Genomic DNA, 12,184 nt, shown 5'->3' with positions numbered 1-12,184 from the left:
GGAGGGCGCCGGGCACCAGCTGCGCATGACCGGCGCAGAACTCGACAGCTTCGCGCTGTCGTGGGCCAAGGCGCGGGGCCTGGGCGCGTTCATGTCCAATGGCCGCACCGACGCGGGCAAATTACTCAGGCTCTACCGCAGCGGCTACACCATCCGCGTGGGCAACCTCCAGCGTGATCCCGTTCTTTGCCAGCGTCACGAGGGCCATCCAGCAGGAAACCGGATACAGCAACTACGTCCACGCCTTCCTGACGCCTGCGGGCCAGCAGGGCTTGCTGCACCACTGGGACCAGCAGATGGCCCTCATCGTGCAGGTGGCCGGCGCCAAGACGTGGCAGCTGTGGAAGCCGGTGTACGACTCGCCCATGCGCGAGTACCAGGAGTCCTTCCGGGTGGGGCGAAAACTTCCGGACTGGGAGGCCGCCGGGCCGGACATGTCGATCGATCTCAAGGCCGGGCAGACGCTGCTGCTGCCAAGGGGCTGGGTGCACAACCCGCACGCCCTCGACCACGACGAACCGAGTGTGCACCTGACATTCGCGATCCGGGAGCGCACTCCGTTGTGGCTGGCCGAGCAGTTGACGCGCGGCCTGATCGACGACCCCGAGTTCCGGCGGATCGTCCTGCCGTCTGTCCTGACTGGCGCAGGCCTCGGCGAAGAGCTGGAGGCAACCCGGGCCATGCTGATCGAGCATCTTCAGGGGCTCGCCCTCGATGCTCTGGTCGACACCGTGCGTCGGGCTACTCTGACCGAGCTGGAATACACGACCTGAAGCCCTCCCAAGCGCTCCCCCCCGTCCGCTGCTCTTCGGTCCTTGATGACGGAGAAACGCGGGGGTGGCGGCCCGCCGTCGGTGCTCCCCTGGCCTGGCGGCGGGCCGACGTCTGTGCAGGTCAACACCACAACCAGCCCCCCGACCAGGTCACACCTTCTCGGCCGCGAACATCCAGCGCTGCTTCTCCAGTTCGGCGGTGATGGTGATCAGCAGGTCCTGGGTGACCCGGTCGGCCTTCTCGGTCGCCTCGATGCGCTCGCGCAGCCGTCCGATGGCCCCCTCCAGGGCCTCGACCATCACCTCGACGACCTCCTTGTCCTGCACCCAGCCGTCCTTCGGGCCGGGCAGCGTGAAGGCCGAGGCGATCGTCTCCGGCCGGCCGTCGGGCGGCACGCCGAGCGCCGCGGCGCGCTCCGCGACGGTGTCGGAGAAATCGCGGGCGGCCGTCACCACTTCGTCGAGCTGCAGGTGGATGGAGCGGAACCGGGGTCCCACGATGTTCCAGTGCGCCTGCTTCCCGATCAGGGAGAGCCCGAGAAGATCCACGAGTGTGCTCTGCAGCGCGTCCCCGGTGATCTGACGGGCCGGTTCGGGAATCGTGCTCTTCACGACAGTCATAGGGTGCTCCTCCTTATGGAGTCGTCTCTGGCGGTACGGAGCAGTGCGACGCGCTCTTCCTCGCAGGTCCCGCCCCACACGCCCGAGGTCTGCCCGCTGCTGAGCGCGAACGTCAGGCACTGGGAGAGCACCGGGCAGCGGGCACAGATGCGTTTGGCTGCCGCGACGTCTCGCAGCGCCGGTCCGGTCGTGCCCACGGGGAAGAACAGCTCGGGGTCCTCACCCACGCAGGCAGCACTGCGCAACCACTCCATGGGGGCGCGGGTGCCCCTGGCGAAACCGGTGCAAACACCGCGACGCCTCAGCGTGCGATCACCTTGTCCAGGAATCCCGTCACGTCCGCGAAGACCTCGGCCTTGTTCGCCTCCTGGAACACCTCGTGCCGGGCGCCCGGGTAGATCCGCTCGGTCAGGCTCCCGCCGCTGAGCTGCTCGACGCCGATCCGGCTCCCGGCGAGCGGGACCAGCCGGTCGTCGTCGCCGTGCAGCCACAGCAGCGGGAGCGGACCGACGTCCCCGCCCTTGGCGACACTGTCCAGCGTCCGTACGAACGCCTGGAGCGTCGGCCGCTTCATCGGCCCGTGCCAGACCAGCGGATCCGCCGCGTACGCCGCACCGACCGCCGGGTCCCGGGAGAGCGCGGCCGGACTGATCGGCGTGTCGGGGATCTCGTCGAGGCCGAGCAGCCGTCCCGGCAGCTCCCAGGCCCCGATGACCGGGCCGGACAGCACCAGCGCGGTGAGCTCGCCGCGGTACCGCTGGGCGTAGCGGGCCGCGATCAGGCCGCCCATGGAGTGGCCAACCATCACGACGGGCAGGCCCGGGTGCGCCGCCCGGGCCAGATCGGCCACGGCGTGCACGTCGGTCACCACGTCCTCGAAGTCCTCGATCACCACCCGTTCGCCGGCCGACTTCCCGTGGCCCGTGTGATCGGGCCCGAACACGACCGCGCCGTGCGCCCGCAGGACGCCGGCCACCTCCTCGTAGCGGCCGATGTGCTCGCCGTACCCGTGCACCAGGAGAGCGATGTACCGCGGCCGCGCGTGCGGCCACTCGCGGGCGGTGAGGGTGCCCCGGGTCCCGGTGAGGACGTGCTCGCGGGCGTCGGCCATGTCTCCTCCAACTGCGTCGGCGGGGGTACCCGGGGATCTTCCCAGGGGGCCGGTCGGAGGTCTATAGTCCAAAACTAGCAGTGCTAATTAAGTGGGTCGTCTGAGGAGTCCTGTCGTGCGCCCCGTCCATTTCGCCGCCGCCCGCCGCACCCCGATCGGCAAGCTGCGCGGAGCCCTGTCCTCCGTGCGCCCCGACGACCTCGCCGCGACCGTGATCCGCGCGCTGGTCGCCGACGTCCCCGCGCTCGACCCGGCCCGCATCGACGACGTGTACTGGGGCGCCGCCAACCAGGCGGGCGAGGACAACCGCAACGTCGGCCGTATGGCCGCCCTGCTCGCCGGGCTCCCCGAGTCCGTGCCCGGCGCCACGGTCAACCGGCTGTGTGCCTCCGGACTCGAGGCCGTCACCACCGCCGCCCGCACCATCGCCGCCGGCGAGGCCGACATCGTGCTCGCGGGCGGCTCCGAGTCGATGAGCCGCGCCCCCTTCTTGCTGCCCCGCCCCGACGAGGGCCTGCCGCACCGCATCGAAACCGTCGACACCCGCCTCGGCTGGCGCCTGGTCAACCCGGCGATGAAGGACCTGCACGGCCTGCTGTCGATGGGCGAGACGGCGGAGGAGGTCGCGAAGCGGTACGGCATCCCGCGCGAACGCCAGGACGAGTTCGCGCTGCGCAGTCACCAGCGGGCCGCCCGGGCGCGCAAGGACGGCCACTTCGACCACGAACTCCTGCCCGTGGAGCGCCCCGACGGCGTGGTCGTCGACAGCGACGAGGGCATCCGCGAGGACACCTCGTACGAGAAGCTCGCCCGGCTCAAGCCGGTCTTCCGTGAGGGCGGCACGGTCACCGCGGGCAACGCCTCGCCCATGAACGACGGCGCGGCCGGACTCCTGCTCGTCAGCGAGGAGGCCCTGAACGACCTGGGCCTGGAGTCCCTGGGCCGGTACGTCGCCGGCGCCTCCGCCGGCGTCCACCCCGACGTGATGGGCATCGGGCCCGTCCCCGCCACACGCAAGGCGCTGGCCCGCGCCGGCTGGAGCATCGACGACATCCAGGAGGCCGAGTTCAACGAAGCCTTCGCCGCCCAGGCCCTCGCCTGCGTCGACCAGCTGGGCATCGACCCGGACCTGGTCAACCCCAGCGGCGGCGCCATCGCCCTCGGCCACCCGCTCGGCTGCTCGGGCGCCCGTATCCTTACCACCCTGCTGCACCGCATGCGCCGCACGGGCGCGGCCCGCGGGCTCGCCACGATGTGCGTGGGGGTGGGGCAGGGGAGCGCGGTGCTGGTGGAGAGGCACTAGCCGTACATCAACGGGGGTTTCCCGCAAGGGAATTCGGAACCAGAGCCACTAGGAAACGGAGCATCCCCTCCATGGCAACCCTGTCCCTCGCCGCCATCCTCGCCGAGAACGCCCGGCGCCGCCCCGGCAGGACCGCCCTCGTCGAAGGCGACCTGCGGCTCACCTTCGCCGAGGTGTGGCAGCGGGCCCGCGCGCAGGCCGGGGCGCTCGTCGGGCTCGGCGTCCGGCCGGGGGACCGGGTCGCGCTGATGGCGCCGAACACCGCCGAGTTCCCGCAGGCGTACTACGCGATCGCGGCCGCCGGAGCGGTCGTCGTCCCCGTCCACCTGCTGCTGTCGGCATCGGAGGTCGAGCACGTCCTGAAGGACAGCGGCGCCACGCTGCTGCTGTGCCATCCGGCGCAGGCGGAGACGGGCGCGGCCGCCGCCCGGGCGGCCGACGTCCACGTCGTCACCCTCGGCGCCGAGCTGGAGAAGCTCGCGGCCGACGCCGAGCCGCTGCCGTCGTACGTCACCCGCGCCGCCGACGACCCGGCCGTCATCTTCTACACCAGCGGCACCACCGGCGTCCCCAAGGGCGCCGTGCTCAGCCACTTCAACCTGGTGATGAACGCGACCGTCAACGCCTTCGACGCCAACGACATCCGTGCCGACGACATCGCGCTGGGCGCGCTGCCGCTCTTCCACGCCTTCGGGCAGACGGTGTCGATGAACTCGACCTGGCGGGCCGGGGCGACGCTCGTGCTGCTGCCGCGCTTCGACGCGGCGCGGGCGATCGAGCTGATGGTGAAGGAGGGTGTGAACACCTTCCACGGGGTGCCGACGATGTTCGTCTCGCTCGCGGCCGCCGCTGCCGACGCCGACGTGCTCCCCGAGCTGCGCGTGTGCATCTCCGGCGGCGCCTCGCTGCCCGTCGCCGTGCTGGAGCGGTTCGAGGCGGCGTTCGGGGCCAGGATCTACGAGGGGTACGGGCTGTCGGAGACCTCCCCGACGGCGAGCGTGAACCAGCCGTGGTTCGGCACCAGGGCGGGCACGATCGGCCACCCGCTGTGGGGCGTCGACGTGGAGATCGCCCGCGCCGAGGTCGAGGGGCGCATCGAGCTCCTGCCGCCGGGCGAGCTCGGCGAGGTCGTCATCCGCGGCCACAACGTCTTCTCCGGCTACCTCGGCCGCCCCGAGGCCACCGCGGAGGCGCTCTTCGACGGCTGGTTCCGCACCGGCGACCTCGGCACCAAGGACGACGAGGGCTTCCTCAGAATCGTCGACCGCAAGAAGGACGTCATCATCCGCGGCGGCTACAACGTCTATCCGCGGGAGGTCGAGGAGGTGCTGCTGCGCCACCCCGGCATCGCCCAGGCCGCCGTCATCGGCCTGCCGGACGAACTGCACGGCGAGGAGGTGTGCGCCGTCGTCGTCCCCGCGCCCGGCACAAAACCGGACCCGGCCGCGATCACCGCGTGGTCGAAGGAACACCTGGGCCGGCACAAGTACCCGCGGCGCGTGGAGTTCACGGACGCCCTGCCGTTGGGGCCGAGCATGAAGGTACTGAAGCGGGAGCTGCGGGCGCGGTACGCCGACCGGTAGGGCCGGTAGGGCCGGTAGGGCCGGTAGGGCCGGTAGGGCCGGTAGGGCTGGTAGGGCCGGTAGGGCTGGTAGGGCCGGTAGGGCCGGTAGGGCTGGTAGGAACCGCAGGACCGGTAGGGACCAACCACCGAGACGGTCCTTACGGCGCCGGATGCGTACGCCTAACATCGGTGCCCGCATGAACACGATGACGCTCTGGCACATATCCGGGTGGGGATTCGCGGCGCTCGCCTGCGCGGCCCTGCTGGTCGGCTTCTCCAAGACCGCCGTCAGCGGGGCCAACACGGTCAGCCTCGCGATCTTCGCGGCCGTCCTGCCCGCCCGCGCCTCCACCGGTGTCCTGCTGCCGGTCCTGATCGCCGGGGACGTGCTCGCCGTCCTCACCTACCGGCGGCACGCCCACTGGCCCACCCTGTGGCGGCTGTTCCCGGCGGTCGCCGCAGGAGTCGTCATCGGCACGCTGTTCCTGATGTGGGCCGACGACGGGGTCGTACGGACGTCGATCGGCGCGATCCTGCTGCTGATGGCGGCGGTCACGGTGTGGCGGCGCCGCACGGCCGACGCCGGCGAGGAACCGGACTCGGTCACCACCCGATCGGGCCGCGTCAAGGCCCGCTCCTACGGTGTCCTCGGCGGCTTCACCACGATGGTCGCCAACGCGGGCGGCCCGGTGATGTCGATGTACCTGCTGTCGGCGGGTTTCCGCAAGCTCGGCTTCCTCGGGACGTCGGCCTTCTTCTTCCTCATCGTGAACGTCTCCAAGGTGCCCTTCAGCGCGGGACTCGGCCTCATCGACGGCCGCTCGCTGCTCCTCGACGCGGCGCTCGCGGTGTTCGTCGTGCCCGGAGCGCTGTTCGGCAAGTGGGCGGTGAACAGGATCAACCAGCGCCTGTTCGAGCAGCTGGTGATCGCGGCGACGGTCGTGGGCGGCGTACAACTCCTACTGCGCTAGTCCCAGCAGCGCGGGAACGTCCGCGAAGGAATCGACGACGTGGTCGGGCCGTCCGCTCGCGTCCCGATGGGTCTGCGGCAGATACTTGCCGGTCCTGACGAGCACCCCGGTGATGCCGGCCCGCTGCGCCGCAAGCACGTCCGACTCGATGTCGTCCCCGACCATCACCGCCTCGTCCGCTCCCGACCCCAGGTGCGCCAGCGCCGCCTCGAAAAACGCGCGCGACGGCTTGCCGGTGACCTCGGCCTCGGTACGGGCCGCCGCCTCCAGCCCCATGAGGAAGGCCCCGGAGTCGAGTTGCAGGCCCTCGTCCGTCCGCCAGTACAGATTGCGGTGCATGGCCACCAGCCGCGCTCCCTGTTGCAGGTGCCCGAAGGCCCGGTTGAGCGCCGCGTAGTCGAACTCGGGACCGGCGCCGCCGACGATGACGACGTCCGGGACGGACTCGGAGTCGGAGGCGTCGACAACGGTGACGCCGGCCAGGTCCTCTTCGATGTCGCCGCTGTTGAGCAGGGAGCAGCGCGCTCCCGGCAGGCGTTCGGCCAGGTGCGCGGCGGTGACCGCGGGCGCGGTGAGGATGTCGTCGGCGCCCACGGGGAAGCCCGCCGAGGCGAGGGCCTCGGCGATGGACGCGCGCGTGCGGGACGTGGTGTTGGTGAGCAGCGCGACCCCGAGCTCCGCCTCCCTGATCTCCCGCAACGCCTGCACCGCACCGGGCAGCGGCCGCCACGAGACGGTGAGGACTCCGTCGATGTCGATCAGGACCGAGCGGTCGATCAGGACCGAGCGGTCGATCAGGACCGAGCGTGCGGATGCCATGAGGGGGACGATAGCGATCCGGACCCGGCCCGGAGGGGATCACCGTGCCGGACCTGCGCGCGGTCCGGCACGGCGGTGCACCGGTCCGGCGCGCGGTCCGGCACGGACGCCGCACGGGGCCGGGCACCGCCGACCGTGCTCGGGGCGTGCGCGCCGTACGATGCGGATCCCGAGATCCGGACGCACAGTCAAAACGGCCGACCCGTCCCGTGGTAGGGCTCCGACAGCGCCGTCCGCGCTAGGAGGCCACGCGAGAGAGCGCCGCGCGAAGCCGGTCGTAGCGGTCCACGTCCGTCCAGACATCGGTGCGACGCGGTCGTCCCGCGAACCATCCCCAGATGCTCGCACCGACGGCCGTCACCAACGGGATGAGCAGCCACGCCAGAGCGGTCACGGTTGTCCTCCCTTCCTCATTACTGACGGATCAGCAGATAAGCCGACGATTACATACATAGTTTGGCGGCTTATCTTTACAAGAGGCGACTCAAGAACATTCACCCAAACGTCAGACGCCCGATGCCGAAGGAGGTGGCTTCCATGGCACGGCTGACGGCGGACGGTGAGGACCTCGTCCTGCGCCTGTCCTGGCGGGAGCGGCTCCTGGCGGGGCGCCGCGAAATCCGGGTGCCGCTGGCGGCGGTGAAGGACGTGAGGGTGGAGCCGGACTGGTGGCGCGGTCTGCGCGGTGTACCGAAGCGCGGGAGCTGCCGTCCGGGCCGCTGCCTCGGAAAACGGCGCCATCCCGGCGGCACGGACTTCGTCGCGGTGCGCGCCCGGGCCCGTGGTCTTGGTGGACCTGTGGCCCTCCGCGCCCTTCGTCCGGCTGGCGGTCTCCGTGCCCGACCCCGACGGCGTCGTACGGGCGATTCGCGGCAGCCGCGTCGGCGCGCACGCGTGACGCCGCAGAGCGCCCCGGGTCAGTACGCCCGCGTCGCAGGAGGGCCGATGCGCTCGGTGTCCGGCGCCTCGCCGAGGAACAGCTGCCGGCCGAACAGGTCCCCGGGGACTCTTCTCTTTCCCTTCGGCGCGCGCGATCGGGCCGGAGCTGGTCTGCTGGTTCGGGGGGGGCGTCGTCCTACCTTTCCCGGGGAGAAACAGATGACTACCTACCGAGTCGCACAGGTGGCCGCCGCCGGCGGGCCGTTCGAGATCGTCGAGCGTGAGGTGCCGCAGCCGGCTCCCGGCCATGTACGGGTTGCCGTGGACGCCTGCGGGATCTGCCACAGCGACGTCTTCTTCGTGAACGCCGGGCTGCCGGGCGTCCGGTTTCCGTTGGTCCCCGGGCATGAGATAGCCGGGCGCATCGACGAGCTCGGCGAGGGAGCCCAGGACAAGGGCTGGCAGGTCGGCGACCGGGTGGCGGTGGGCTGGTTCGGCGGCAGCTGCGGTCACTGCAAGCCGTGCAGGCAGGGCGACTTCATCGTGTGCGAGAACCTGAAGGTGCCCGGATGGGCGTACGACGGGGGCTTCGCCGAGGCGGTGATCGCGCCGGTCGATGCCCTGGCCCGGATCCCCGACGCGCTGGCGGCAAGCGATGCGGGGCCCATGGCCTGCGCGGGGGTGACCACGTACAACGGGCTGCGGCGCAGCTCCGCCCGGCCGGGCGATCTGGTCGCCGTACTCGGCATCGGCGGCCTCGGCCACCTGGGGGTGAAGTACGCGGTCGCCATGGGCTTCGAGACCGTGGCGATCGCCCGCGGAGCCGACAAGGCCGACTTCGCCAAGCAGCTCGGGGCTCACCACTACATCGACAGCACGGCGGACACCGCCGTCGGGGACGCCCTGCAGTCCCTCGGCGGTGCCAAGGTCGTCCTGGCCACCGCCGGCAGCTCCGATGCCATCACGGCGACCGTGGACGGGCTGTCGCACCGCGGCGAGCTGGTGGTCATCGGCGCGGCCCCCGACCCGCTGGGGATCAGCCCGATCCAGCTGCTCATGAACGGCAGGGTCGTCCGCGGCCACCCGTCCGGCACCGCGCAGGACGTGGAGGACACCATGGCGTTCAGCGCTCTGCACGGGATCCGACCCATGGTCGAGACCGTGCCGCTGGACCAGGCCGGCGAGGCGTACCAGAAAATGCTCTCCGGCAGCGCCCGCTTCCGGATGGTGCTCACCATCCGCTGACGTACCCGGGTGGCTACCCGACCCAGGAGGCGTGGGCCATGGACGGACGGCTCCTCGACCGACTCCCGGCCGCCTTCTGGACGGTCCCCTACGCGGGCTCCCGCTTCCCGGGGGCGCCCGCGGTGGCCGCGCGGCCCGGGCTGGCGGCAGGGGCGAACTGCCAGCTGTTCGCCCACGAGGTGCTGCGGCACTTCGGTCTGGCTCCGCCCCCGCTGCGCTCGAGCGAGCTGTGGACCGACACACAGGCCACCGTCCGCGTGCCGCGCCCCCGACCACTGGACCTGCTGTTGTTCAACGCCACGGACGACGCCTACGGCGCCCATGTCGGTGTCTGGACGGGTGAGGACGAGGTGCTGCACCTGTGCGCGCAAGTGGGGCGCCCGGTCGTCTGGACCATGGCCGAGTTCGCGGCGCGGGAGCGCTACCGCGTGCTGATCGGCGTCAAGCGCGTGAGGGCGCGCTAGGCGCACCCGCCCCGCCTCTGCGGCCGGCGCTGGAGAAGCACAGGGGGCAGGCGCAGCGCGCGTCCGAGCCGGCCCTCGAGGTGCGGGCAGGCGGGGCCGCGGTGCGGAAAGGACACGGCCGTCTCCTGGCATCGCCGCGAAGAACGCCCGCCCGGCCGGTGAGTGCCACGTCGTGGTCCACCGGTGGCCGGCGTGGGCGTCGAGCAGGGACTGGACCAGTTCACGCCCCAGTCCCTGGCGCTGCCACGCGCCCCGGACCCAGACGTCCAGGATCCGGCCGGTACGGCACGGAGCGCAGACCCGGAAGCGCAGCCGCCCCACGACGACGTCCCGCAGATCCAGCGCGCGCAGCTCCGTCACCGCGCACGGCACGCCCGCGATCGCCTGGCCGAGCCGCGCCAGCCGGTGGTTCCGGGCCCCGTCACCGTCCGACCACGCCATCACGGACCGTCCGTTCCGCGCCCCCGGGGAGGGCGGCGCCATGTCCCGAGAACTATGAGCCATGCCCGTGCGGTGCGGGAGAACTCCGGCCGGCAAACCTCCCCGTGACCTGCGTCGCTCGGCCGTCGTACGAGGCGTCAAGTGATCGTTAAGATGGGGCGGTTGCCGCGAGGGCGGGACTTCGGGGATTGAGGATGGTCTACGAGTGCTGGTGGCGGGTCGGTACCGGCTGCACACGGTCATCGGGCGGGGCGGGATGGGCGAGGTCTGGCGGGCCTCGGACGAGGTGCTCGGCCGGCCAGTCGCGGTCAAGCTGCTGCTGAACGACGGGGCGGACGCCTCGGCAGTGGCGCGGTTCAAGCTGGAGGCGCAGACCTCGGCGCGGCTGAACCATCCGCACGTGGTCGGCATGTTCGACTTCGGCGCCTGGCAGGACCGCTTCTTCCTCGTCATGGAGCTGGTCGAGGGCGACAGCCTCGCCGGAGAGCTGGCCGCCGGCGGGCCGCTCGCACCGGACCGGCTGGCCCAGGTGGCCCTGCACGCGGCCGAGGGGCTCGCCGCGGCGCACGCGCAGGGCATCGTGCACCGGGACATCAAGCCCGGCAACCTGCTGAGCGACCGCGACGGCACGGTCCGCATCGGCGACTTCGGCATCGCGCGCTTCGTCGACGACCCGTCGGCCGGGCTCACCACGACCGGGCAGATCGTCGGCACCGGCCTGTACCTCGCGCCCGAACGCGCCATCGGCACCCCGGCGACCCCGGCCTCCGACCTGTACTCGCTGGGCTGCGTGCTCTACCAACTGGCCGTCGGACGGCCGCCGTTCGAGGCGGCGACCGCGACCGCACTGCTCTACCAGCACGTCGACGCCACGCCCGTGCCGCCGCACCAGCGGGGCGCCGCGCTGCCGCCCGCCTTCGAGGCGTACCTGCTGAGCATGCTCGCCAAGCGGCCGGAGGAGCGGCCCACGGCCCGGCAGGCGGCGGACTGGTTCCGCAGCGGGGCGTGGCGAGGGGCACCGCAACCCCTCCCACCGGAGCAGTCCGGCACCGGCCAGTCTCGTGGCCGGCACGCCGTCCCGCGCCCCACGGCCGCGGCCGTGGACAGCGGATGGAACACCACCGTCCACCGGGTTCCCCCGCGGCGACCCGGCCTGCGCACGTCGCTGCGCCGCCACCGCCGCGCGGTCGCCGTCGTGGGCAGCGCGGTCCTCTTCGTCTCCGCGCTGCTCATCGGCATGACCTGGTTCTAGGGCCGTGCCAGGGCGGCCGTGCCGGGTCCGGGCCGCCCTGGAAGCGGATGGCCGCGCTGAGTAGTCTGCGAGACATGCGGATCTCCGTTTCCTCGGACATGGACGAACCCGTGGCCCGCTCCCTGGTCGCTCAGCTGCGCGAGCGCGGGCACGAGGTGGTGACCCACGGCGCGCTGCGGCCCGGGGACGACCCGCAGTGGGCGGCGTGCTCCGAGGCCGCGGCCCGCGACGTCGCCGACGGGACGTCCGACCAGGCGGTCGTGTGCTGCTGGACCGGCACGGGCGCGTCCATCGCCGCGAACAAGGTCCCGGGCGTCCGGGCGGCCCTGTGCACCGACGCGTACACGGCGGACGGCGCGCGCCGCTGGAACGACGCCAACGTGCTGGCCCTGAGCCTGCGGCTGACGTCCGAGCCGCTGATGAAGGAGATCCTCGACGCCTGGTTCGCCGCCGCGCCCAGCGAGGACGCCGAGGACCGGGAAAACGTCGCCCACGTCGGACGGCTGGACGGCGGCAGGACGGTCCCCTCGTAGGGACGCCGCGCCGGACGCGATGTCGGCGGGACGGGCCGCCGCAGTGGCGCGCTACGGACGTCGGCTGGACAGTGGCGCATGGCGCGCTACGGGCGTCGGTGGGACCGGTCGCCCGCAGTGGCGCGCTACGGGCGTCGGCGGGACTGGCCGCCGCAGTGGCGCGCTACGGGCGTCGGCGGGACTGGCCGCCGCAGTGGCGCGCTACGGG

At 72.2% G+C, this 12,184-nt stretch carries 13 protein-coding genes and 1 pseudogene; 8 read left to right on the top strand and 6 right to left on the bottom strand.

Annotation, left to right across the window (positions count from 1 at the left end; translation table 11 throughout):
• Positions 1 to 173 precede the first annotated feature (173 nt).
• Positions 174 to 773, top strand: coding sequence for a cupin domain-containing protein (locus ABZV31_RS20725; RefSeq protein ID WP_355895716.1), 600 nt, complete (start codon positions 174 to 176; stop codon positions 771 to 773).
• A 150-nt stretch (positions 774 to 923) separates the two neighbouring features.
• Here the strand turns inward: ABZV31_RS20725 and ABZV31_RS20720 are convergent, their stop codons facing one another.
• Genes ABZV31_RS20720 through ABZV31_RS20710 form a run of 3 tightly spaced genes read right to left on the bottom strand, consistent with a single transcriptional unit; the run spans position 924 to position 2,505 of the window.
• Positions 924 to 1,394 (bottom strand): DNA starvation/stationary phase protection protein, encoded by a 471-nt coding sequence (locus ABZV31_RS20720; RefSeq protein ID WP_355895713.1) that lies wholly within the window; start codon positions 1,392 to 1,394, stop codon positions 924 to 926.
• Positions 1,391 to 1,648, bottom strand: coding sequence for a WhiB family transcriptional regulator (locus tag ABZV31_RS20715; RefSeq protein ID WP_355895710.1), 258 nt, complete (start codon positions 1,646 to 1,648; stop codon positions 1,391 to 1,393). Before ABZV31_RS20715 ends, ABZV31_RS20720 begins: the two co-directional genes overlap by 4 nt.
• 47 nt (positions 1,649 to 1,695) lie before the next feature.
• Complete coding sequence (locus tag ABZV31_RS20710; RefSeq protein ID WP_355895708.1) at positions 1,696 to 2,505, bottom strand: lysophospholipase; 810 nt, start codon at positions 2,503 to 2,505, stop codon at positions 1,696 to 1,698.
• A 115-nt stretch (positions 2,506 to 2,620) separates the two neighbouring features.
• On the opposite strand from ABZV31_RS20710, the gene ABZV31_RS20705 reads away from it, so the two are divergent.
• From ABZV31_RS20705 to ABZV31_RS20695, 3 genes are all read left to right on the top strand, one after another.
• Positions 2,621 to 3,808: a thiolase family protein gene (locus tag ABZV31_RS20705; RefSeq protein WP_355895706.1), complete on the top strand. Its 1,188-nt coding sequence runs from the start codon at positions 2,621 to 2,623 to the stop codon at positions 3,806 to 3,808.
• A gap of 71 nt (positions 3,809 to 3,879) precedes the next feature.
• Positions 3,880 to 5,391 (top strand): long-chain fatty acid--CoA ligase, encoded by a 1,512-nt coding sequence (locus ABZV31_RS20700; protein WP_355895703.1) that lies wholly within the window; start codon positions 3,880 to 3,882, stop codon positions 5,389 to 5,391.
• Between the two features lie 178 nt (positions 5,392 to 5,569).
• Entirely contained in the window at positions 5,570 to 6,343 is a 774-nt protein-coding gene (locus ABZV31_RS20695; protein ID WP_355895700.1) for a sulfite exporter TauE/SafE family protein, read from the top strand.
• Here the strand turns inward: ABZV31_RS20695 and ABZV31_RS20690 are convergent.
• A complete protein-coding gene (locus tag ABZV31_RS20690) occupies positions 6,332 to 7,162 on the bottom strand; it encodes an HAD-IIA family hydrolase (RefSeq protein WP_355895698.1) in 831 nt (276 codons plus the stop codon). The two genes, ABZV31_RS20695 and ABZV31_RS20690, sit on opposite strands and share 12 nt — an antisense overlap.
• A 238-nt stretch (positions 7,163 to 7,400) precedes the next feature.
• Positions 7,401 to 7,556: a hypothetical protein gene (locus ABZV31_RS20685; protein WP_355895696.1), complete on the bottom strand. Its 156-nt coding sequence runs from the start codon at positions 7,554 to 7,556 to the stop codon at positions 7,401 to 7,403.
• A 704-nt stretch (positions 7,557 to 8,260) separates the two neighbouring features.
• Between ABZV31_RS20685 and ABZV31_RS20680 the strand changes: the two genes are divergently transcribed.
• Positions 8,261 to 9,286 (top strand): alcohol dehydrogenase, encoded by a 1,026-nt coding sequence (locus ABZV31_RS20680; protein ID WP_355895694.1) that lies wholly within the window; start codon positions 8,261 to 8,263, stop codon positions 9,284 to 9,286.
• A gap of 38 nt (positions 9,287 to 9,324) precedes the next feature.
• Positions 9,325 to 9,750: a hydrolase gene (locus ABZV31_RS20675; RefSeq protein WP_355895692.1), complete on the top strand. Its 426-nt coding sequence runs from the start codon at positions 9,325 to 9,327 to the stop codon at positions 9,748 to 9,750.
• A gap of 195 nt (positions 9,751 to 9,945) precedes the next feature.
• On the opposite strand, the pseudogene ABZV31_RS20670 reads toward ABZV31_RS20675, so the two are convergent.
• Positions 9,946 to 10,191: pseudogene (locus tag ABZV31_RS20670) on the bottom strand (GNAT family N-acetyltransferase); the annotation flags it as partial.
• A gap of 205 nt (positions 10,192 to 10,396) precedes the next feature.
• Between ABZV31_RS20670 and ABZV31_RS20665 the strand changes: the two are divergent.
• Complete coding sequence (locus tag ABZV31_RS20665; RefSeq protein ID WP_355895689.1) at positions 10,397 to 11,443, top strand: serine/threonine-protein kinase; 1,047 nt, start codon at positions 10,397 to 10,399, stop codon at positions 11,441 to 11,443.
• A 74-nt stretch (positions 11,444 to 11,517) separates the two neighbouring features.
• Positions 11,518 to 11,976 (top strand): RpiB/LacA/LacB family sugar-phosphate isomerase, encoded by a 459-nt coding sequence (locus ABZV31_RS20660; protein WP_355895687.1) that lies wholly within the window; start codon positions 11,518 to 11,520, stop codon positions 11,974 to 11,976.
• The last annotated feature ends 208 nt before the right edge of the window (positions 11,977 to 12,184 follow it).

Source organism: Streptomyces sp. NPDC005202, from assembly GCF_040608235.1.
GTDB lineage: Bacteria > Actinomycetota > Actinomycetes > Streptomycetales > Streptomycetaceae > Streptomyces.
This window is presented reverse-complemented; position numbering and strand designations above follow the sequence as displayed.

Coding starts and splice junctions, on each gene's coding strand:
- ABZV31_RS20700 (WP_355895703.1), top strand. CDS start 3,880: ATGGCAACCCTGTCCCTCGCCGCCATCCTCGCCGAGAACGCCCGGCGC.
- ABZV31_RS20715 (WP_355895710.1), bottom strand. CDS start 1,648: ATGGAGTGGTTGCGCAGTGCTGCCTGCGTGGGTGAGGACCCCGAGCTG.
- ABZV31_RS20660 (WP_355895687.1), top strand. CDS start 11,518: ATGCGGATCTCCGTTTCCTCGGACATGGACGAACCCGTGGCCCGCTCC.
- ABZV31_RS20720 (WP_355895713.1), bottom strand. CDS start 1,394: ATGACTGTCGTGAAGAGCACGATTCCCGAACCGGCCCGTCAGATCACC.
- ABZV31_RS20680 (WP_355895694.1), top strand. CDS start 8,261: ATGACTACCTACCGAGTCGCACAGGTGGCCGCCGCCGGCGGGCCGTTC.
- ABZV31_RS20675 (WP_355895692.1), top strand. CDS start 9,325: ATGGACGGACGGCTCCTCGACCGACTCCCGGCCGCCTTCTGGACGGTC.
- ABZV31_RS20690 (WP_355895698.1), bottom strand. CDS start 7,162: ATGGCATCCGCACGCTCGGTCCTGATCGACCGCTCGGTCCTGATCGAC.
- ABZV31_RS20710 (WP_355895708.1), bottom strand. CDS start 2,505: ATGGCCGACGCCCGCGAGCACGTCCTCACCGGGACCCGGGGCACCCTC.
- ABZV31_RS20695 (WP_355895700.1), top strand. CDS start 5,570: ATGAACACGATGACGCTCTGGCACATATCCGGGTGGGGATTCGCGGCG.